This is a genomic window from Streptomyces drozdowiczii (genome assembly GCF_026167665.1).
In the GTDB taxonomy this organism is placed as follows: domain Bacteria; phylum Actinomycetota; class Actinomycetes; order Streptomycetales; family Streptomycetaceae; genus Streptomyces; species Streptomyces drozdowiczii_A.
Window position 1 is genome coordinate 30,681 of sequence record NZ_CP098740.1, and the last position, 20,157, is coordinate 50,837.

Sequence of the window (20,157 nt, forward strand, 5' to 3'; positions counted from 1 at the left end):
TTTTAACGCGTTACACTTGGGGCATGGCAGTCACCTTCACCGAGCTTCCCGTGGAAGAGTTGACCAAGTTCGTCAACGCGTGGGGCACGCTGCCATGTGAAGCGGCGGGCCGGTGCGATCCTCCGCCGCGGTCCGAAGGTCTCGCCGCATACCTAGACCTGCTTCCGAACGCCGACGCGCAGCTGACGCCAGGGGCGCTCACCAGGGTTGCGAACCGCCTGCACGCCATTTTTTCTGCGGAGAGCAGCGAGGCGGCCGCGCAGCAGTTGACGGATCTGCTCCTCGGCACCGGAGTCTGCCCCGCCCTGGAAGTCGCGGCCGATGGCTCGCCGAAGGCCGTGTGGCGCGTCAACGACCCCGACGAGGTGCTCGTCGCGGCCTCGGGTCTCGCCCTGCGCGAGTACGCGGCCGCCCACGGCTTTCATCGCATCGGTATCTGCACGGGTGATCATTGCGTTGACGTCTACGTCGACCGGTCCCCCGGTGGCCGGCGCAGGTTCTGCTCAGTGACCTGCCAAAACCGCACACGTGTCGCAGCGTTCCGCAGACGCAGAGCAGCTGCCGCCGACTGAAAGCCGGGCCGGCGCCACGGGCCGAACACGAACGGGGCGCGCCACGCACGTTGTCGGTGTGTCGTGCGAACTGAACCCGCCGTCTTATCCAGACATCTCACGGCGGCAGGACGTCGAGTCAGGACAACGGGTGCGAGCTCACTGTTCGATTTCATGAGGGCCTACCGGTGGCCATCAGAGAGTGTCCTTGGTGCGGCCTCGGGCGAAGTCCCATGGGGCGGGTGCACTGGCGGCCGCGTATTCTCCTGCGATGCCGAAGACGCTCCCGCGTCCCGGGCATTCCGCCTGGTCGAACAGGTGCTTTAGCCCCCAGGCGAGCCGTTGCTGGCCATCCCGTACGGCCGTCTCGTGCAACATTTCGCAGATCGAGGAGTAGCAGCCGTAGTCGCCGATTGCGGTCGTCACCGGTGCGTCGCAGTGCGGACAAGCGACAGTGACGAAGAAATCGGTGAAGTCGTCCCGGGCCTCGAACCACAAAGGCTGGCCGCCAAACGCGAGTATGGTCCGCAACCGGCTCAGATACATGTCGCCGGTCAGGCCCGACTGCAGCCGGGCGGCGGCCAGGGCGCGAAGCTCGGCCAGGCCGCCGCACGGCGCGCGACTTCTCCCGCTACTCCTTCTCCACCACCTGGGGGCCTGCGACGGAGGCGGCTCTGACGGACAACGGCTCGGGTGCCGGCTTCTCCGTCTTCTTCACCCCGGCCCGTGTGCTCGTCCGCGGCTTCGACCACGAGTCGGAGATGAGCCCGTGCGGCACGGACGACGAACAGGTCCGGCCCGGTGACATCGACGAGGTGCCCGCCGCGCTGCGCCCACTCCTGGACGACCCGGCCTTCGTCGACGAGGGCCTCGGCGCCCCTCGGGTCACCGCCTGCCTGTGGTGGGAGACCGGCGGCAGCGCCTGGCGCACCGGCTCGGACATCGAGTTCCCCCGGGCAGCCCGGAACCGGACGGCTCCGGGCACCTCTTCCGCCTCCTCACCGACCGCTCCCCCGAGGCCGTCCATGCGCACTTCGAGGAGGACTACGGGCGGCCGCGCCTGCCCCTTCGCTCGTAGAGGCACCGGGGCGCGCGGCAGGGACAAGGGCATCTTCGCAAGGCAGAGACTGGGCCGCCGACGACAACGACCATCGCGGCGGCCATGGCGTAGCCGGCGGCCGCCCCTTCGAATACATGCCCGCGTGCCAGAATCATGCGTTCTCCTCGGTCGATCCGTCAGCCAACGCGCTGACAGCAATCGCTTGCAGTTCTACGGCGGACCGGCGGGCGATCCCCTGGCCCGAACTGACTGCGCAGCGATCCAGGCGCCCCGGCTCTGAGCAGCCCAAGGCGCCCGGGCCGGGTGGTCAGCGGATGTAGACCTCGATGCTGGTGCTGGACGGCAGGTGGAGGGCGTCACCGGCGAATGACGCGGTGTAGGTGATGTAGCCGTGGGCGGTGGCGCGGTCGGTGAGGGCGAAGGTCTCGTCCGCGGCAAGGGTGGTGGGCGGGAGCGTCACCGGCTTCGTGGCACCCGGGTCCAGGCGGGTGAGGGTGACGGTAGTACCGGCCGAGAAGGGCAGGTCGGAGGCGAGACGGCCGGTGAGGGAGCGAGTGCCGGAGGGGTCGTGGAGGGTATGTGCAGTACGGTCTCGGTGGCGGCCTTGCCGGGAGTGGTCAGCACCCGCAGGACGACCGGTGCGCCCTGGCGTGTTTCCCGGGTGACGGCGAAGAGGCGGCGGTTGTCCGGCGCCCAGGCGAGACCGGCGGGCAGCAGCAGCGGAGAGGAGTCACCGGAGGCGAACTCGAAGACGCCGTGCGAGGCGCGGGCGCCCGGCTTGAACATGAAGACGTCCGAGCCGTGACTGCTGTCCACCCCTGCCGCGACCGTCCCGTCGGCGGCGACGGCTACGGCGTTGGGGTAGGCGGCGGCCGGGTAGCGGCCCGCGTCGGTGAGGTCGGAGGTGCGGAGCAGTTGGTGGTAGTAGGGGCTGCCGCTGGCCACGATGATGCTCTTGCCGTCGGCGGTGAAGGCCAGGTCCCGGGTGGCACCGGAGTCGGGCAGCCGTCGTTCGGCCGTGCGGCGGGCAGTGGCTGTGTGTACGTCGTAGACGGCGAAGGTGGCGGGGCTGACATCCCGCTCACCGGCGACCAGGACGCCGGGGGCGGCCGCGGAGGTGGCCAGTGCGGGTGCGGAGTACCAGGAGTCGCCGGTGGCCTGGCCCAGGGTGACGACGGGGTGTGCGGTGGTGAGGTCGACCGAGCCGATGTCGCCGGCGCCCTCGGCACCGTAGCCGAACCACAGGTGCTTACCGCTGACCGCGAGGGTGCGGGGGGCGGTGCCGGCCCCCGTGGCATACCTCGCGAGGACCTTGTGGGTGGTGGTGCTGACGGCCGCGACGGTGTCCGCGCCGGGCAGGGCCGCGTAGAGGGTGGCGGCGTCCTGTGACAGGGCCAGCTGTGCCGCCCCGGACAGGCCGGTCACCTGCTTCAGCACCGTGCCGTCGAAATCGGTGACGACGACCGCGCCGCGGGTGGGGTCGCTGAAGAAGAGGCGGCTGTGGACGCCGTCGACGACCATGTCCGAGTAGTCGTCGAACGGCAGGACGCTGGAGGCGGCGTGGGGCTGAGCGGCAGTGGCTCGGTGGGCGGTCGCGGTGTGGGCACCGGATGGGGTGGCAGTGGCGGCAGCCACCGGCGTCAGCAAGGCGAGGGTGAGGCCGGCGGTGCCCCAGAGACGCGCGGCGGCGCGGGCACGCACCCGGGTGACCGTAGAGGTTTCAACCTTGGCGTCGTTGCTGGGGCCGAGTCTGTGCCGACGTGAGAGCACTGGTTCTCCTCCGATGAGTGCGCGGTGTCCGGCCCGTCGCGTACGGGCCGGGGGGAACGCCGTCCGCGGCACCTTGGCCCGCGGTGGCGACGCGCCGTCCTCCTACCCCCGTCGACTCCGTTGATGACAGCCACTTCAGAGCATCTATTACTCAAGTAGCAGTGTGCTCGCGGCAGTTCGCGACGCGGCTTCAGCCGGTCACTGAGTTCGCAGGCGTGGAGCCTTCGGGGCGGGCAGTCCTGTTCCGGCGCTGAGGTGCCGGTCGGCTGTGCCGGGGCCGCCGTGGTTCGTGAAGCGTCCCGCCCGAACGGGGCGGGACGCTTCGTGCGTACCCGGCCGGGTACGCGGATGACTCAGGAGATCGCCCTGTAGATGTTCCAGTTGTCGCCGATCTGCACCCGCGGGCTGATCGAGCCCGTGCCGGTGGAGGTGTAGCGGTACAGGTCACCGTAGCCGTTGACGCCGATCAGGTCTGCCTTGCCGTCACCGTTGAGGTCGCCCGGCGCGGCGAACTTGTTGTAGATGTCGAACCCCGTGCCGATCACCTTGCGGGCCTTGAGCGGTACGGAGCCGTTGCCCGTGCCCTCGTACAGGTAGAGGGTGCCGTTTTTGGCGACGGCCACAACGTCGGCGATCCCGTCACCGCTGAGGTCTCCGCCGCCGACGATCTTGGTGTACGTGTCGTACCCGTACCCGACCTTGGCCTTGGGCGCGAACGCAGTGCCGAGACCGTTGCCCTCGTACAGATACAGGTCGCCCTTGGCGTCGCGTGCGAGCAGGTCGGCCTTGCCGTCTCCGCTCAGGTCGCCCGGAGCGGTCAGGTTGTCGTAGGCGTCCCAGCCGCGGCCGATGAAGTTGCCGCCGACCCACAACTGGCCCTGGTAGACATGGACCTGGGCGGGCTCGCCATCGTTGCTGAACGACCCGGCGTACAGGGTCGTTCCTATGTCCGCGCCGCTGGGCTCGCCGTCCGGTGAGTGGGTGGAGCGCTTGGCCAGCTCGCCGTTGTTCTTGAACTGGTACCACCAGAACAGGCCGGCATTGGTGATGGCCAGCAGTTCGTGCTTGCCGTAGTCCGGATTGCCGCCCGCGCCGGCGAACAGGACCGCCTCCTCCCACCCTGTCTTGTCGAAGACGCGTGGTGCGAACGTCCCGGCCCCCGTCGACCGGTAGGAGTACGTGTCGCCGTTCTCCTTGCGGGCCATGAAGTCGGCGTGACCGTCGCCGTCCGTGTCACCGACGGCGACGAGCTGGTTGTAGACGTCGTATCCGTAACCCACTTGTTCGCGGGCCTTGAACGGCTTCGCAAGGTCACCGGTGCCCGCGTAGAAGTACAGGTCGCCTCGGGGGGTGCGGGCGACGACGTCGCCGAACCCGTCGCCGTTGGCGTCGTCCAGTCCCACGATCTGGTCGTAGACGTCCCAGCCGTAGCCGATCTTGACCCCGGGCTCGTACGGCGCGTCGACCGTACCCGTGGCCGTGTACGCGTAGACGTCACCGGAGGGCGTACGGGCGATCAGGTCGCCGCGGCGGCCGTCACCGTTCAGGTCGCCGGGTGCGGAGACTTTGTTGTACTTCTGCCAGCCGTTGCCGGACCACAGGACCTCCCCCGTGGTGTCGGTTCTCTCGCCCGCGCTCTCGTAGAGCGCCAGCGTGCCCGAAGCGGAGAGGGTCAGGATCTCGTCCTCGCCGTTCCCGTCGAGGTCCCCCGGTGTGAGCAGCTCCTTGGGCCTCTCGGACCGGTCCTGGCTGCGGATCGCGTACCCGCCCGAGGAGTTCCAACGGCTGTGGGTGGCGCGCAGCTCACCCTTGACGTCCCGGTACAGGAGGTCGCCGATGCCGTCGCCGTCGACATCCAGACGCGGCCTCATTCCGGTGGCCGCGTCTGAGGACTCGGCCGTGCCCCGGCCTCCGGACGGGCCGTCGGCCGAGGCCGGGCTCGCCATCAGCATGCCGGCGGAGAGAACGAGCGCTGTGCAGGCCGCGATCCGTGCCGCACGCTTCGAGCGCGCGGCTCTCAACTGGACAGGCCTTGATGAAATCAAAACTCCCCCACGGGTTTGTCATGTGTTTGCTCTGCATCCGTGAGACCTACGCCAAAGCTCCCCGGATGGGGTCGGTTCCAGCCGATCAAAGGAAACGTTTCAGCCATCACGCGATGCGAGCCCGCCTGGGCGTCCGGTCCGGCAACAACGGCTCGATCTGCCCCCATGCACGCCGCTTCAGGGCGCACTCAGAACCACCCGGCTCGGTGGGCCCGGCTTCGCCCAGCGGCCATCAACCGCACGCACGCGCCCGTCAACCACACGCTGCTGCGCGACGGGATGCACCAGACGACCGTGCAACGGGGCGTGGCCCCGTACCGGCCCAACTCGCTCGACGGCGGTAGCCCGTTCACCGCAGGTGCGGATACCGGTGCCTACATCGAGGTGCCCGTCGAGGTCCCGGCGGCCCGGAAGGTGCGGGACGCGGCGGCCTCGTTCGACGACCACCTCCGCCAGGCCCGGCTCTTCTGGCTGAGCATGACGCCCATCGAGCGGGAGCACATCACCGCCGCGTACGCCTTCGAGCTCCGGCCAGCGAGCCGGACAACCATGCCACCGGCAGATTCCGCGGTGGGCTGACCACGAAGATCCACCTCGCGGCCGACGGCACTGCCGGTCCTGGCCTTCCACCTCACCGCCGGATGGGCAGTGACGCGCCTTCGCCGACACAGGGCCGTACCCGTCCTTCACCACGCCTCAACATGAGGTTGGAAAAGGTTGGAGAAGCTCGGCGCCCGTCCACTTGCCCTCAACCGCGGTTGAAGTGATGGGGTGCTCGCGACCTTTCGACCGAGGGAAGCGAGTAGCCGATATGGATGCCGTCACAGAGGCGATGACCTCTTCTCCTTCGCCGCAGCGTCCATCGCCCTTGACGCTCCCGGCGGTACTGACAGGTGTCGTCCTGGTCGCCATGTCCATCTCCGGGACTGCGGTGGCGCTGCCCAGCATGGGCCGGGAACTGGATGCCTCCGGCTCGGCCCTGAACTGGGTCGTGGCCGGATACAACCTGGCCTTCGCGGCGATGACTCTCGTGGCTGGTTCGACTGCGGACCAGGTGGGGCGACGCCGAACATTCGTCGCCTCGGCGGTCGTCTTCTCCTGCGGGTTCCTGATTACCGCGGTGAGTCCCTCGGTCCTCTTCACCGACGTGTCGCGCATCGTCTCCGGGGCGGGCGGCGCCGGCATCATGGCCGCCGGAGGCGCGGTCCTCGCCGCCTCATACGAAGGAACCTCACGCAATCGCGCCTTCGCGCTCATGGGCACCATGGCGGGAGTCGGCATCGCAGTCGGCCCCACCCTGTCCGGCCTGCTGGTCTCCGCGACGGGCTGGCGTGGGAGTTTCGTGGTATTCGCTGCCCTGGGCATGCTGATCACAGTGGGTGCGACCCGGATGCACGAGTCCCGGGCCGCCACCGCACGAGCCGACTGGGCCGGCAGTTTCCTTTTCGTCGCCGCTCTCTGTCTCCTCATGTTCGCCCTGCTGGAGGCACCGTCCCTGGGCTGGACCGATGGCGCCGTTGTCGCTACGGCCATTGCAGGGGTCGCAGTGCTCGCCGTCTTCGGAGTTGTGCAGCGGCGCAGCAGCCACCCCGTCCTTGAGCCGGCGCTGCTCACCAACCGCGGCTTCATCGGATGGAGCCTGGCCACCTTGACGACTTCGGTCGGGTTTCTCGGCCTTCTGGTCTTCCTGCCGACTTATCTCCAGGTGGCCGCGCGTCTCACCCCGGCGGTGACAGGCGCCGCGATGCTGCTGCTTACTGCCCCCGTCCTGGTCACGCCATTGGCCGCGGTGGCACTGGTCAACAAGGGAGTCCCAGCACGTCGGCTGATCGTGCTCGCACTCGTGATGGTCACCCTCGGAAATCTCTGTCTCGTCACACTCAGCCCGGACAACACGATGCTGGGCGCTACCGGCCCGCTCCTGGCCATAGGGACCGGTATGGGCATTTCCTTCGGGATCGCCGACGGACAGGCGATGCGGCTCGTACCGGCCGAGTCCGTCGGTCTGGCTGCCGGCTTCCTCAATACGCTGCGCGGAACTGCTGAGACCATGGTCATCGCCGCGTTCGGGGCCGCGCTAGTCGGGTTCGTCGGCAACCGCCTGGGCAGCGACCAGCGAGCGGCATCGGTGAGCGCCGGGCAACTCTCCGACACCCACCGACACGTCGAACTCACCGCCCTCACCTGGTCGTGGTGCATGACGCAACTAGGCATCGGGCTGCTCTGCCTGCTCCTGACCGTGACGGTTGTGGTACTCATCCGCCACCATGGCCAGCGTCGCCAGGACGTCTGAATCCGGCACGCGAACGTCAGGAGACCGATGTGCTCGTCGACCCGAACGACCTTCTCACCATCGGTGACGTGGCCCGGCGCACCGGCGTATCCGCGTCCGCCCTGCACTTCTACGAACGCAAAGGGCTGATCTTCTCCGACCGGGACAGCACCAACCAACGTCGCTATCCCCGCCATATGCTCCGCCGCATCTCGCTGATCGTCGTGGCCAAGCGCCTCGGCATTCGGCTCAGCGACGTAGCAGCGGTCTTCAGCACACTCCCCAGCCACCACGCGCCCACGCGCAAGGACTGGCAACGCCTCTCCTTGGCGTGGAAGCAACAACTGGAAGAGAGACGTCGGGCGATCGAATCTCTCGAGGCCGAACTGACCGGATGCATCGGGTGCGGCTGTCTGTCCATGAAGGCGTGCCTCCTCCTCAACCCCGACGACGCACTCAGCCCGCAAGGACCTGGGCCCGTACGCCTCCACATCGCATTGCACCGGACTGATGAAAGCGACCAATTGCCGATCGTCGTCGTCAAGTGCAACCGGAGTAACGTGCGGCTGGGAAAGCAGCGGTCAGGGACGCGTGCCGGGGTGCTCCTCAACGCCAAAAGCGGCTCGGAAGTCCGTCGGACGGTCCCTGGACGAGCTGGACGCGATTCGGGTCGAGTGACATCGGCTGGGCAGGTCGGGTGCCGTTTCACTCCGTGGAGAACCGTGACAGACCACCGCGGCTTCTGGCACCACCGCTCGACGTACGCGAAACAGCAGGCGACCCGACCGCAGACCATCGGCTACTCGCTCGTCGACTCACCGGTCGGACTCCTCGCCTGGATCCTCGACAAGTTCGCCGAATGGACGGACACCGGCGACAGCCCGTTCGAAACGGTCTCCATCGACCGAATCCTTGACGACGTCACCCTGTACTGGCTGACGCGGACCGGCGCGTCGGCAGCCCGCATCTACTACGAGAGCCACGGCGGCGTCAACGCCCTCGACCCCGACCTCCGCGTCGACGTCCCGTCAGCCATCACCATCTACCCCAGCGACATCGAGAAGTGCCCACGGCCCTGGGCACAGCAGCGGTACCAGCAGATCGTCCGATGGACGACTCCCGAAGCCGGCGGCCATTTCCCGTCGCTGGAAGTGCCCGAATACTTCGTCAAAGACCTGCGAGCAGGCATGAGGGGCGGTACTGACCGCCAACGGCCGATGAGCATGCAAACGAACCCCTGAACGGGTCCACGGGCTTAGGACGCTGTTCGGATCACTGCCCGCCGTAGATTGGGTCGAGCACGCCCGGGCGGGGCCGAGGTCATCCCTGCACAGGAGCCGGGCCTCGCTGCATCCACCGATCTGGCGGAGCGGACCGCGTCTCGCCGTACCGGCAGCGGGACGGTACGGCGGGACACAATCCGTAGTGGTGCGGGATCAGGCGTGGTTGCGTCGGCGGCGCATGGCGGTGAAGCCCACGGGGCCGGCCCCCGCGGCGACGAGGCCGGCAGCAAGCGTCGCTGGTGCCGAGAGGTCGCTGCTTCCCGTCTCGGCGCGCTGTGCGGTCATGCCGGAGGCCGGCGAAGTGGTGGTGCCAGTACTCGTCGAGGTGGTGCCGGCGCCCGTCGAGGCGGAGGTGGACGGGGATACGTTGGTGGAGGTGGTTGCCGCCTTCTGCACGGTGACGGTGGTCTTAGGGCCGCAGGTGGTGGTGCCCCTGAACGGGATCGAGCCCACGTTGACGATCGCGCAGGGGGACAGCTCGGTCTTCCCGGCCGGGGCGTCCTTGCGGTAGGTGACGCGGACGTCGACGGTCGCGGTGCCGTGCGCGGCGAGGGAGGCGTCCTTGCCGATGACGTCGTAGCCGTAGATGTCGGGTTCGGCGGCGGCGGTGACCGGCTTCAGTGTCGTCCACGCGCCGGAGCGCCGTACCTGGACGGTGGTGGAGCGGTTGGTGAACAGGACGTCGGTGACGTCTTCGTACGCGGAGGAGGTCGGGGTGTCGACGGTGGCCTTGAAGGTGATCGGCGCCCCGCCCGCGGTGGCGGGCACGTTGATCAGGCGGGTGGTCAGCCCGTTCACCCCCACGAAGTCGAAGTCCGTGGCGTTGGCGGCGCCGGAGGCCCCGTAGGAGATCATCGTCGTCAGCTTCAGGTGGTCGGTGCCGCCATTGCTCGCCCCGTTGTGCGGGGTACCCATGGGAAGGCCGAGGCGCATCTGCACGGTCTGCGACTTTCCGGCGGCCAGGGCGAGCTGTTCGGGCAGTTCGCCGCCGTAGACAGTGCCGTCGATGATGCTCAACGGCACCTTCTTCCACGTCGATCCGTCCAGCTGGTACTCCAGGCTCAGCGCGTTGTCCGGCAGGACGGTGCCGCCGTCGATGCGGTAGATCAGGCGGGCCGAGGAGGCGTCGGACGTACCGGTGTTGGAGGCGGTGGTGGTGAAAGCGACCGGCAGACCGCCCAGCCCGATCTCTGCCGGAGCCTGGGTCGCCACGGCCAGCTCGGGCGGGGCCGTGTCGGCCAGGGCGGCGGGGGCCAGGGCGGCCCCGGTGACGGTCAGCAGCAGCCCGGCCGCCGAAGCGACCAGGGACGAACGCACAGTACGCACAACAGTGTTCAAGACATTTCCCCTGTGATGTGTGGGCGACGCGGCCGAGTACCGCGTAACGCCGGCGGCGGGTGGATCAGCCCGCCGTCTCACACAGTGAGAAAGCCCGCCCCGGCACCGGGTTGTGACCTCGCATGTCCTGGTTCTGTGACAGCGTTCAGGGCGTCGCGGAAATACCGACCTCGCAGCACAACGATGTCTGATCGCCGCCAGCAAGGTCCTGCTGCGGTACGCATGCTTGCGGCATGACGATGTCATCCACTACGGATTCAGTAGCAGTTCTCACCGGCATGTACGCGGCTGAGGCGGAGTACCTGGCGGCGGGAGGTCCTGGCGAAGCTTCGTTCGACCTGCTCGCCCCCTTCTTCGCGCCGGATATCGAGCTGCATCAAGCAGACGCTCTGCCCTACGGAGGCACTTGGCGCGGGCACAAGGGCATGACGCGGTTCTTCCTCAGGATGGGAGAGGTGTGGGAGTCGTTCGACATGGTGGAGCAGGAGTTCCTTGCCACCGGCGAGACTGTGGTCGTGCTCACACAGATCCGTGCCCGCGCTCGCGCGACCGGCCAGGAACTCAGCTTTCCGCTTCTGCAGGCCATCACGGTCAAGGACGGGCAGATTACTGAGGTCCGTCCGTTCTACTGGGACACCCGGGCTATCGCCGATGCCTGCGCCATGCCGACATCGACAGACTGAGGTCCATGGCGAGAGCCACTGCGCACGCCAGCAGGAGGCCGAGGGTGTCGACGCCGACATGGCGTTTGCGGGCCGCGATCTTCTTGCCCGCGTCGATGCCCTGGCTGACCGCGGGTACGTCGCGGACGTTTTGATGCTCTGCGCGTCCAGCACGCACGCGCTCGGCTCGCCGTCGCGGCCCTCCGCCTCCCTGACCGGGCGGTGAAGGAGCGGCCGCCCGAGCACGACCTGCGGCGACGGTGGCGTCCTCGCCGCTCTCGCCGCGGCCTTCCCGCGCTGCTACGACGGAGGCGTTCAGGGCCGCCATCAGGTCAATGACCTTGCCGGACTCCCGCCCCGCCGCCCTCGGCCCGCTCCTTACCCTCGGACTTCGCCTCGATCAGCTCCTCCAGGGCGTCGCGGTAGCGGTCCCGGAACTGGGCGATGTCGTCGGTGGTCATGGACTCGACAAGCTGGACGGCCTGCTCGATCTGCGACTCGTCCACCTCCACCGGCTTCGGCGCGAGGGACTCGGAGCCGCGGACCTCCTCGGGCCAATGCACGCGTGCAGCACAATGGCGCCTTACTTCACCTGCAGCAGTCCCAGCCGCTCACGTCCGAGCCACGCGAATTTCGCGATGGCGTTGTTCTGTGATGCCGCTGGTCGGGGTGGTCAGATGTGCCAGGTGCGGATGCGTGCGGCTACCTGGTAGACGTCGCATTTACCGTCGCGGATGTCGCGGACGGAGCGCAGCTGACCTGAGCGAGCGCGAGGAGCAGCTTGTCCGACAGTGACAGAAGCTCGGGACCGGTGGGTCGACGCGGCGGCCTTGGAGACCCAGTTCGCGGACATCGTCGGCAGCCATAGCCCCTCGCCCCAAAAGGAGTCCCTCGCGGACCTCATGCCGCCTCACCGGGTACTGAGTGCGGGTGGGGAGGGCAGCTAGCTAGGCGCGGTGTCGAAGCCCACGAGCCTCGCATGATTCGAACGAGAGGCCCTAACTGCCGCCGAGACGATTCACATTCACATGCGGAAGAAAGCGTTCATACATGTGAAGGCACCCGTCGGGCAGACGTCTGCAATAGGGACCGGCCAGTACCGGTCCATCGTGCAGTGCGCCCAGGGGGGATGATGACCGAAGACCTGCGAAGTGCGGTGGACGGAAGGCCGGATGAGCCGGTCGACTGGGAGTCCGAGCGCCGCTGGAACGACCGTTCAAGAGGGAAGAAGGCCGCTGCGGGAGGGGCGGTCCCGGGGCAGACCAGGGACCACACGGTGCCTCAGATGTATCTCCGTGGCTTCGCCCAGCACCAGGGCCGCAGGCAGTACATGCTGGCTGTGCGACGTCTCACCGACCTCATGAACCCGTTTCCCGCAACGCCCCCGAACGTCCTGGCCATCAAAGGTTTCTACTGGGGGACGACGCGCGACGGCGAGCCGCACCATGCTTTGGAAGAAGTCTTCATCCAAATTGAGGGCGATGCGGCTCCCGGATTTCGTATGATCCTTGAAGCACCAGAAGGCGCGCTACCAGCTCAATGGCCACTGCCAGAAAAAGCACGGATCCGCCTCGCATGGTGGGTAGCGGCACAGATTCTGCGTACAACACGGCAGCGCAAGCGTCTTACCCACACTATTCCAGCTTCGGAGAAGCTTGACGCTCCAGTGGATGTCGCGCGGCTCGCGGCTAACAACCACCACCTGCAGTACATAGTCGAGCAGCTCGCTGGCCTTGCCTTCGTCATCTACTCCCGCCCTTGGGGGGTCGGGTTCAGCGATGTGTGCCTCATGACGAGCGACGTGCCGGTCATGCTCTTCAACGGGCAGGACGCCAACGATCAGCTCGGTGCCAGCACTGTCTGCGACATTTTTTTGCCCCTCGATTCGCATCGCTTTCTACTTCTGCCTAGCCCCGCCAAGCAGAGTGAAGACCGCAGGAAACGATCGGATCATCGTCTAAAGATGTCTGGGGGGCTGGGGTTGGCCTTCAACCAGATCATCTACGACGCCGCTGACGCATACCTCGTGCATCATCCTCAGCACGATCCCTTCAAGCTCTGGCAGCCGCACGACGGCCCGAGGCTGCCACGGCCGTGGGACGCCATAGACCACCCAGCTCCAAGCTACGCCTTCTCATACGGAACTCTGCCTGAACTAGCCACCGTCGAGCGACGGTGGCTTACCGAGCATCCGCATCTTCAAAGGGCATTGGCACGGCAGGCCACTACTAAATCTGATGCTCGGTGACCCACTCCAGCCGGTAGAACATGACGCGTACGGGCGCGCGGCACCGTCGAGAAGCCGGGGCGGAACGTGGCGGCGAAGGGAAGCCTCGATGGTGCCGACGCCTCTTCCCCTCGCCCAGCGCCGTACGACGCGGCCGCCGATCCGACCCGGGCCAACCGGCTCGCGACCAGCAACCCGCGTTGCGGACGGGTCGCGGTCCACCAGGGCACGGTCATCGTCATGCCGAATCAGCGACGGGCCGGGGCACCGCACGGCGTAGGGGCCTGGAGGGGCCATGCCGGACCAAGAGGGGGGCGCAGGCGCGGCTCTGTCCGGTCCGCCGGGCTGAGCCAGGTCGGCGGACCGGAAGGCGAGCAAGAACCGGACAGTTCAGCTACCTGCTTCTACTGACGACCGCTTGTTCAGGGCTCGACCGTTACAAATGTCGGTTCTGGTCGGGCCAGCCATGCGCCAGACGCTGAGCTTCGGCCGTGACCTCGGCATCGAGCTGGGCCAACGTCCTGTTCCCGTACTCGACGATGTCGTACTCGTCATCAAGCTCAGCAAGACACTCGGCCAGGGGTAGCTGGTGGCCGAACCGCTGGTGGATGCGCAGAGCAAGCTCACGCGGCGTCAGCCGGCCCGCCAGCATCTGGTGCGCGAGCGCCCGCACGGCAGCGTCCTGCCCAGCCTCGCTGTCGCGCGGGTAAAACACCAGGTCCAGCTCATCGAGTACGACGGGAAGCAGGTCGGGGACGTCGTACTCCGCCTCGGCACATGTGTATCCGGCCAGAATGCGCAGTGCCGGGCTGTCCAGTCCGGCAACGAGTGCCGCGCAGGCAGCCCCGACGACATCGTGAGCATGGGCCTCGCCGATACTCCAGAGAACAGCGAGGTCTTGCAGGTCATCGGTTGCGGCTTCGATCTGCGACACCTACGCATGATCCCCTGCACGAGATGATCCCGTCGACTGCCTTTCGACTCAGGCGCCGACCGGGCTGACGAACGATCTACTACTCAAACAGTCACCCGTGACCAGCACGAGCGTCCCGAGAACCGGTCACACCAGCCCTTTGACCTGCGACTTCAAGTTGGCGGAAGCTCACTCGATGTCTTGCATCGCCACTGGATGCTGAACATCGTCGGCTCCACCCGGTGGACGGTGCCGGGCATGGTCATCGCAGCCAGGCACCGGAGTGCCGTACCCGGGACAGGGCGCGGGCATCGCGGCGCGCGGCTGCGCTGCCGATCCGGCTCTGCCGGGAGCGGGGCCGGCGCGGCGGCGAGGCGGCGCTTCCCTGCGTCCTGCAGCCGCTCTCGCTGGTCGCTCAGCTCCTTCTTCTTGGCCGCCTTCGGCTTCGGTGTCCGGGGCCGCTTCCAGATCGGCTGCCACCCCGATGCCTCATCGAGCGCGGCGGCTATCTCTCCGCTGGCTGCGCGGGCTCGGGCGAGTACCTCCTCCAGCCCTGGGAGCTGTGGGTTCTCCGGTGCGGTCATGCGAGTCCTCCAGAGGGTGTCCGCCCCGGCGCCGGCTGCACGCCGGGCGGTGGAGTGTGTGACGGCGCGGGCGGCGCCGGGGCGGGCCGCGGCTGGAGGCGGTGGGCGACGTCGCGCTCCTGGACGCCGTCCTGGAGGCTGACGGCCATCAGGGCGACGTCCTCGATCGTGGAGCGGGTCTGCTCCACGGCGGCAACATCGGTCTCCTTCTACTCCTGGACGCGGCCAGTCTTCCGGTCCGTACGCGAGAGCCGCGGGCCGGATCTCGAGGCACCGGGCATAGCGACGGTGTGCGGGTGGGGGTGCGGGAGGTCAGGCGCTCCGAGCGGCGCGCCGCGTGGACCCGGGCCAGGAGTGCTCGGGCGGTCAGGCGGGCCCGCGCGTAGAGGGGGAGTGTCCGGTTGCGGGTCAGCGGGCGCAGCAAGGCCTGGTCGTCGGTGTCGCGCGGGTACAGGGCGTGCAGGTCGGCGGTCATCATCCGGCCCCGGCCGACAGGGCGGGTGTAGTCGTCCACGACAGCCTGGACGATTCGTTCGTCCAGGCCCGGCTGATGGGATCGGCCGCGCAGGGCGTGGGAGAGGTAACGGCGCGCTTCGGCGAGCAGGTGGTGGCGTTTGAACGCCCCGCGCATCACGTACACCACGGCGACGATGTCGACGGCCGCCAGGGCGACGTCGACCACCGGCCGCGCCCGCGCCCACACCGCGGCGGCCGCCGCTCGCGCCCGCTGCGCGAGCAGGTCGATGACGTCGGCGCCGAACGCGGCGATGGCCGACTTCCGCCACCGCGTCCGCAGCTCGGACAGCGGCCGCATCTCCTTGTGCTTGGGCGGGCGTGTGCGGTCGGCGGCCCGGCAGGCCAGCCCGTAGGCGGCCCGCTCCCCCCGGCTCATGCCTGTGCTCTTCCACGTACTCGGCGGTGAGAACGAACAGCGCCTCCTCGATCTGCTGACGGCGTGTGGACTGCCAGCCGAGGAGCCGCTGGTCAATGCCAGCAATCTCCATAACGGGACGGCGCCTTGCCCCGGCAGCCAAATTCGCAGTGCACTCGCACACCGCGCCTCTACCGTGATGCGCATGTCGCACGAATCGATCCACGAGCACCTGCTGATATCGGCCCGGAAGTGGGCGCGTACGGCTGTCGACGCGTACCTGGAGGAGCCCATCGACCAGGACTTCGCCGTGCACCACATGGCGGTAGCGGTGGAACACGCGTCCAAGGCGTACCTGGCGTCCATCGCTCCCGTGCTCCTTGCGTCGGAGAAGCAGCCGAGCGTGGACGACCTCCTGGTCCTGAGCGGGAACGAAGACAAGTCGAAGAAGGGCCGCGCCGGGCTCAAGACCATCGGCGGTGAGGGGGCCGTCCTCAGGGCAGTCCAGCTTCTGGGCCCCGAGCACAAGGCACCTGCCAAGCTCAAGGAACTGCGGGAATCCCGCAACGGCGTCACCCACATGGGGTGGGGCCAGCCCGTCACCGAATGCCGCGCACTCCTGGCCGCGGGCATCGAGCACATCAACGCCCTGCTGAAGGCCCTGTCGGCAGAGCCCGATGGCTTCTGGGGCACGCATCTCGAAGCCTGCACCGCGCTGGTGGCCCAGGCTTTGACCGAGATGGAGATCCGGTACCACGCGAAACTCCGGCAGGCCCGCGAGCGCTTCGCCGAGACCACCCGGCGCCTGTCCGAAGCCGAGATCGCCGAACTCGTCAACAATCTCTCCGGGTTGCCGACGGCCGCCCCGTGGCCGATCGCCGTACCCGCAGAATGCCCCGCGTGCGGACACACCGGCTTCGCAAACGGCCGGGACAAGACGGGGGAATACGGTGCGATCTGGTTCCTCCCCCGGCACTTCGGGTGCCGCCTGTGCGGTCTCTCACTCACGATGTGGGAACTCGACCTCGCGGGAATCAAGGGCCGGATACTCAACGACGACGAAGAGCCCGACTCGGACTGGGAACCCGACTTCGAGACGTACTGAGGGCTCATACGGACGTCCCTCCGCCGCCCGTGCCCCATCGACCGAGGAACTCGGAAGCGGCGGGCGAAGGCCGGCCACCCTCCGGGTCGCCGCGCTTGCCCTCGGTCGCCGGGAGCTCGTACGCGCGCATCTGCTCGTAGGTGAGCAGCAGCCGGTGCGCTCCACCCGGTCCCGCTCGATGTCCTCGCACGAACAGTCGAAGTCGCGGACGACGTCGGCGTAGGACTGGGAGCCGAAACCCACAACACACCAGGCCAGCCGGCACCCCACGCACCAACAAGCCCCCTCCGAGCGTCAGCATTTGACCGTCCCTGCGGCGGGTCCTCAGGGGCAGCGGTGGCCCGGGGCGGGGTGGGCCATCCATACGGCGACATCGGCGACCCGTAGCGCGCTGACCGTCTCGGGCAGGCCAGCACTCTGCCGCAGGCCAAGGAGCCGGTGGTGCAGGGCCGCGTCGTCCTCGCGCAGGGCGGTGCGCAGATCGGTCCAGAACGACGGCGGGTGGCCGAGCGCACAGCGCACGACCCGGTCGTAGACCGGCAGCAGCCGCGGCCGCTTACGGGCTAAGAGCTTCCCGGCGATCACCCACCCAATCTTGTACTGGTCCTTCAACAAGCACCAGGCCCGGTACGCTGGCGAGCCGTCCGCGACGGCCGAGGCATCGGCGTCGGACAGATCGGTGTCGGAAGGGATGCCTCGCAGCAGCTCGGACAGTTGGGTGCCCAGCGGGCCTTCGAGCAGGTCGAGGGCGACGGGCGCGGGGACGGTCACCGACAGGGTCTGCACCGCCACCAGGTCCTCTGCAGTGAACCGGTCCGCGACCTGCCGACGGTCACCCCCGCCCGCCAGGTGCTCGAACCGACCCCCCGTGAACGCGCCAGCACCCGGGGCAGGCCGATCCCGAAGTAGCGGCGCAAGTCGTCCACCACCCGCTCCGCATCCAGAACGACGTGCAGGCGCTGCCCCACCACGGACGGCTCCCCACCGGAGGAACCAGGCCCCGCGACGAGTTCATTCATCTCAGATACCTGTGCCCTCATCTGTGTCAGTTGTGGCCCGTGGCGTCGGCTGGGCCGCCCATACCTCGCCGATCAAGGTGAAGGACGTAGTGAGCATTCCGGCCCCCCAGCGTGGGGGCATGACGGAATGAGCCCTCTGGCCGTGGGCGATGCGGTTGCGGAGCTTGCGCCCCTCGTGGAGAAACTCCGTCTGCCGCTCGGTCAGGAGGCCACTTTCCTTGCCCTGCTTGATGAGGGCGCGGAGCGGCTTCGTGCCGGAGTCAGGGATCTTGGCCCGGAGGACGATCTCCATCGCAATCAGGGCGTGCAGGAGGGCCACGGTGGAGAACTCGTAGCAGAAGTAGGAGTGGCGCAGGAGCTCGCGGGAGGTGTGCAGCACCGTTGCCGCGGGCTGCGGGATACCGGAAGGCACCGCCAAGCCGGCGACGACGTCGTGCATGTCGGCGTACTGGGTGACGAAGTGATGGGCCCTGGTGTCGGGCACGGGGAACGGCAGGCGCTGATCGGCGGCGGCGTTCCACGGCAACGGCATCCGCGTGCCGCTGTCGGCAGACGCCGTCCGGGCAGGTGGCTCCTCCCCGAGGAAGAGCACAGCCAGGGCGATCTGGAGCACGAGCGCTGCCCGATGCCGGGAAGGCGTGTCGACCAGGTCGTGCAGGACGTTGTTGCGGAGGTTCATCTGCCCCTCGGCGTTGCCCAGCACCGTCCGGAGGACGAGGGGCCACGGCTCGGGGAAGCCGAGTTCATCCAGTTTGTCGAGGAGGGAGCCAAGCTGCTGGACCTGTCCGATGGTCTCCCCTTTCGCGTGCGTGATCATCGCGATGTCGGCGGCCTGGAGTCGGCGGCGCAGCGTGCCTTCGAGGCGCGGCAGCGCCAGGGCAAGGGCCGTGTCAGCATCGCCCTCCCAGAACGCTTCGAAAGCGCGGGCGAGACCGCGAATCCGAGTCTCCGGAGCATGCTCCGGGCTGGCGAAGAACGGCACGAGGTCCTCCGCCGTCGGGCGGAACCTGTCGCGGACTCGGTCCAGCTGGGTTTCGACGACCAGGCCGTGCACGTCGAGGGTGAAGACGTGCTGCCGAAAGAAGAAGCCCTCTCCTCCGGTGCTGTCGCTCCCGACGGTGCGCGTCACGACGGGGCCGTTGGGATTGATGTACACCATCGGCAGGGACAGCAGCCCGGACGGCGGGGTCGCGGAGTCACTCATCGTGGGAGGAGTGGTGGCGATGAAGTGAAGTGCGTGCTCCATGCGGTCGGCGGCGTCGATGGCCGCGCTCGCTGCCTCCAGGTAGCCCGCCGGCAGGGGGACCGGGGTGCCGATGGTATCCATGGGAAGTTCGTCCCGACCGATCTTCTGCTGCGTTCGGCGCACCTCGTCGAGGGCGTTGGTCAGCCCGCTGTCGCGGGCATGTCGAGCAGCGTCTTCCAGGGCGAGGAGTTTCCGGAATCCCGTGCTGCTGTCGGCCAGTTCCATACGGGCGTGGTGGATCTGTTCGTCCACGTCGCGGTGTTCGTCGGCGCCCACCACGCAGCGGAGCTCTTCGAGGAACTCCACCCGGTAGTGGAGCTGGCCCCCTCCGCAGTACTCGTCGACGGCACGTTCGAGCAGGGGGCGCACGGCTGGCTTGTCGTGCGTGCTGACTACGAGCGGGGCGGTCATGAGGCCGAGCACGCCCGGCGACGGGGGCTTCCAGGCGAGCGCGGCCTGGCCGAGGGCGATCATCTCGCCGACGATGTCGGTACGCTCCGGCTGCCGCGTAGCGGCCGCCAGGCCGTAGGCGAGCACCAAGGCGTCCGCTGCAGCAAGTCGGGCCACCTCGACTTCGAAGGATGCCGCCCCGCCCAGCTCCGGAGGGGGGACGAGCGCCTCCAGGTGTTCCTCGACCTTCGTCAGCAGCGCGCTGGCAGCGTCCCGGTAGCTGCGCACCGCGGAGCGGAGGTGCTCGATGGGCCGTGTCCCGTGCCGGGCCACCCAGAGCAGGTGGTTAAGCCGGGCCCGGACCAGGGGGTGGGTCGTCTCCGGGGCGTAGGCGGCCCAGGCATCAAGGACCGCGGGCGCCATGTCTTTCACGGCCCTCGGAACCAGGTCACCGTTGTCGTCGGTGCTGCGGAACGGTCCGAGGACAACGTCCCAGGTGCCGTCCTGCACCCGGAACTCCATGGCCGCCCACAGGGCCGCGAAGTGCTCGTGCTCCTCCTCGCCCGGGTTCGTGTGCGACCAACCAGCGCGCAGTTCCCGCCCGACCTTGTGCAGTGGTTCGCAGGAGTCGACTCCGCTGTTCACCGCGCGGAGAACTGCTGGCTGAGCATCCATCTCGACTCCTGACTCCAGGTGTAGCGATCGAACTCCGTACGGATTGGGCCGCCGACGGTCGCCAAGCCGTATGCCCTCCAGAGCGCCGACGTTCATCCGAGACCCTAGGCCCAGAGGACCGGGCACTTTGGCAATGCGGGAAGCCG

16 protein-coding genes and 5 pseudogenes are annotated in these 20,157 nt (G+C 68.2%); 8 read left to right on the forward strand and 13 right to left on the reverse strand.

Annotation, left to right across the window (positions count from 1 at the left end; translation table 11 throughout):
• Window positions 1-23 precede the first annotated feature (23 nt).
• Window positions 24-572, forward strand: coding sequence for a CGNR zinc finger domain-containing protein (locus tag NEH16_RS00155; RefSeq protein WP_265538371.1), 549 nt, complete (start codon window positions 24-26; stop codon window positions 570-572).
• Window positions 573-746: 174 nt separating this feature from the next.
• Here the strand turns inward: NEH16_RS00155 and NEH16_RS00160 are convergent, their stop codons facing one another.
• From NEH16_RS00160 to NEH16_RS00180, 5 genes are all read right to left on the reverse strand, one after another.
• Complete coding sequence (locus NEH16_RS00160; protein WP_265538372.1) at window positions 747-1,097, reverse strand: hypothetical protein; 351 nt, start codon at window positions 1,095-1,097, stop codon at window positions 747-749.
• A gap of 85 nt (window positions 1,098-1,182) precedes the next feature.
• Window positions 1,183-1,662: a hypothetical protein gene (locus NEH16_RS00165; protein WP_265538373.1), complete on the reverse strand. Its 480-nt coding sequence runs from the start codon at window positions 1,660-1,662 to the stop codon at window positions 1,183-1,185.
• Between the two features lie 256 nt (window positions 1,663-1,918).
• A complete protein-coding gene (locus NEH16_RS00170) occupies window positions 1,919-2,071 on the reverse strand; it encodes a hypothetical protein (RefSeq protein ID WP_265538374.1) in 153 nt (50 codons plus the stop codon).
• Entirely contained in the window at window positions 2,068-3,312 is a 1,245-nt protein-coding gene (locus NEH16_RS00175) for a hypothetical protein (protein ID WP_265538375.1), read from the reverse strand. The genes NEH16_RS00170 and NEH16_RS00175 overlap by 4 nt, the downstream gene beginning before the upstream one ends.
• A gap of 422 nt (window positions 3,313-3,734) precedes the next feature.
• Window positions 3,735-5,252, reverse strand: a complete 1,518-nt coding sequence (locus tag NEH16_RS00180) for an FG-GAP repeat domain-containing protein (protein ID WP_265538376.1) — start codon at window positions 5,250-5,252, stop codon at window positions 3,735-3,737.
• Between the two features lie 370 nt (window positions 5,253-5,622).
• On the opposite strand from NEH16_RS00180, the pseudogene NEH16_RS00185 reads away from it, so the two are divergent.
• The 4 genes and pseudogenes from NEH16_RS00185 to soxR all read left to right on the forward strand — a co-directional run.
• A pseudogene (locus NEH16_RS00185) lies at window positions 5,623-5,954 on the forward strand (catalase-related domain-containing protein); the annotation flags it as partial.
• A gap of 2 nt (window positions 5,955-5,956) precedes the next feature.
• A pseudogene (locus tag NEH16_RS33785) lies at window positions 5,957-6,061 on the forward strand (IS5/IS1182 family transposase); the annotation flags it as partial.
• A 176-nt stretch (window positions 6,062-6,237) separates the two neighbouring features.
• Window positions 6,238-7,719 carry an MFS transporter gene (locus NEH16_RS00190; protein ID WP_265538377.1) on the forward strand — a complete coding sequence of 494 codons (1,482 nt, stop codon included), beginning with the start codon at window positions 6,238-6,240 and terminating at the stop codon, window positions 7,717-7,719.
• 29 nt (window positions 7,720-7,748) lie between these two features.
• On the forward strand, window positions 7,749-8,939 hold the full coding sequence (soxR, locus tag NEH16_RS00195) for a redox-sensitive transcriptional activator SoxR (RefSeq protein ID WP_265538378.1): 1,191 nt from the start codon (window positions 7,749-7,751) through the stop codon (window positions 8,937-8,939).
• 195 nt (window positions 8,940-9,134) lie between these two features.
• Here soxR and NEH16_RS00200 read toward each other — a convergent pair whose 3' ends face one another.
• On the reverse strand, window positions 9,135-10,307 hold the full coding sequence (locus NEH16_RS00200) for a hypothetical protein (RefSeq protein ID WP_265538379.1): 1,173 nt from the start codon (window positions 10,305-10,307) through the stop codon (window positions 9,135-9,137).
• A 245-nt stretch (window positions 10,308-10,552) separates the two neighbouring features.
• Here NEH16_RS00200 and NEH16_RS00205 point away from each other — a divergent pair, with 245 nt between their 5' ends.
• Window positions 10,553-11,002, forward strand: a complete 450-nt coding sequence (locus tag NEH16_RS00205) for a nuclear transport factor 2 family protein (RefSeq protein WP_265538380.1) — start codon at window positions 10,553-10,555, stop codon at window positions 11,000-11,002.
• Window positions 11,003-11,009: 7 nt separating this feature from the next.
• On the opposite strand, the pseudogene NEH16_RS00210 reads toward NEH16_RS00205, so the two are convergent.
• Together NEH16_RS00210 and NEH16_RS33790 are read right to left on the reverse strand one after the other, a co-directional pair.
• A pseudogene (locus NEH16_RS00210) lies at window positions 11,010-11,212 on the reverse strand (transposase); the annotation flags it as partial.
• A 101-nt stretch (window positions 11,213-11,313) separates the two neighbouring features.
• Window positions 11,314-11,544, reverse strand: coding sequence for a hypothetical protein (locus tag NEH16_RS33790; RefSeq protein ID WP_374215584.1), 231 nt, complete (start codon window positions 11,542-11,544; stop codon window positions 11,314-11,316).
• A 566-nt stretch (window positions 11,545-12,110) separates the two neighbouring features.
• On the opposite strand from NEH16_RS33790, the gene NEH16_RS00220 reads away from it, so the two are divergent.
• Window positions 12,111-13,229 (forward strand): DUF4238 domain-containing protein, encoded by a 1,119-nt coding sequence (locus NEH16_RS00220; protein ID WP_265538381.1) that lies wholly within the window; start codon window positions 12,111-12,113, stop codon window positions 13,227-13,229.
• Window positions 13,230-13,644: 415 nt separating this feature from the next.
• Here the strand turns inward: NEH16_RS00220 and NEH16_RS00225 are convergent, their stop codons facing one another.
• From NEH16_RS00225 to NEH16_RS00235, 3 genes and pseudogenes are all read right to left on the reverse strand, one after another.
• The gene (locus tag NEH16_RS00225) at window positions 13,645-14,142 is read right to left on the reverse strand and encodes a hypothetical protein (RefSeq protein ID WP_265538382.1); all 498 of its coding nucleotides are present in this window, start codon (window positions 14,140-14,142) and stop codon (window positions 13,645-13,647) included.
• A gap of 241 nt (window positions 14,143-14,383) precedes the next feature.
• Window positions 14,384-14,705, reverse strand: a pseudogene (locus NEH16_RS00230) (hypothetical protein).
• A pseudogene (locus NEH16_RS00235) lies at window positions 14,702-15,721 on the reverse strand (relaxase domain-containing protein); the annotation flags it as partial. The pseudogenes NEH16_RS00235 and NEH16_RS00230, both read right to left, overlap by 4 nt.
• 60 nt (window positions 15,722-15,781) lie before the next feature.
• Between NEH16_RS00235 and NEH16_RS00240 the strand changes: the two are divergent.
• Window positions 15,782-16,681 (forward strand): hypothetical protein, encoded by a 900-nt coding sequence (locus NEH16_RS00240; RefSeq protein WP_265538383.1) that lies wholly within the window; start codon window positions 15,782-15,784, stop codon window positions 16,679-16,681.
• A gap of 324 nt (window positions 16,682-17,005) precedes the next feature.
• Here NEH16_RS00240 and NEH16_RS00245 read toward each other — a convergent pair whose 3' ends face one another.
• Both NEH16_RS00245 and NEH16_RS00250 read right to left on the reverse strand, forming a co-directional pair.
• Window positions 17,006-17,530 carry a DUF6308 family protein gene (locus NEH16_RS00245; RefSeq protein ID WP_265547015.1) on the reverse strand — a complete coding sequence of 175 codons (525 nt, stop codon included), beginning with the start codon at window positions 17,528-17,530 and terminating at the stop codon, window positions 17,006-17,008.
• Between the two features lie 171 nt (window positions 17,531-17,701).
• Window positions 17,702-20,011 carry a DUF7380 domain-containing protein gene (locus NEH16_RS00250; protein WP_265538384.1) on the reverse strand — a complete coding sequence of 770 codons (2,310 nt, stop codon included), beginning with the start codon at window positions 20,009-20,011 and terminating at the stop codon, window positions 17,702-17,704.
• Window positions 20,012-20,157: the final 146 nt, after the last annotated feature.

Coding starts and splice junctions, on each gene's coding strand:
- NEH16_RS00155 (WP_265538371.1), top strand. CDS start 24: ATGGCAGTCACCTTCACCGAGCTTCCCGTGGAAGAGTTGACCAAGTTC.
- NEH16_RS00160 (WP_265538372.1), bottom strand. CDS start 1,097: ATGTATCTGAGCCGGTTGCGGACCATACTCGCGTTTGGCGGCCAGCCT.
- NEH16_RS00165 (WP_265538373.1), bottom strand. CDS start 1,662: ATGCCCTTGTCCCTGCCGCGCGCCCCGGTGCCTCTACGAGCGAAGGGG.
- NEH16_RS00180 (WP_265538376.1), bottom strand. CDS start 5,252: ATGAGGCCGCGTCTGGATGTCGACGGCGACGGCATCGGCGACCTCCTG.
- NEH16_RS00190 (WP_265538377.1), top strand. CDS start 6,238: ATGGATGCCGTCACAGAGGCGATGACCTCTTCTCCTTCGCCGCAGCGT.
- NEH16_RS00205 (WP_265538380.1), top strand. CDS start 10,553: ATGACGATGTCATCCACTACGGATTCAGTAGCAGTTCTCACCGGCATG.
- NEH16_RS00220 (WP_265538381.1), top strand. CDS start 12,111: ATGATGACCGAAGACCTGCGAAGTGCGGTGGACGGAAGGCCGGATGAG.
- NEH16_RS00240 (WP_265538383.1), top strand. CDS start 15,782: ATGTCGCACGAATCGATCCACGAGCACCTGCTGATATCGGCCCGGAAG.
- NEH16_RS00250 (WP_265538384.1), bottom strand. CDS start 20,011: ATGGATGCTCAGCCAGCAGTTCTCCGCGCGGTGAACAGCGGAGTCGAC.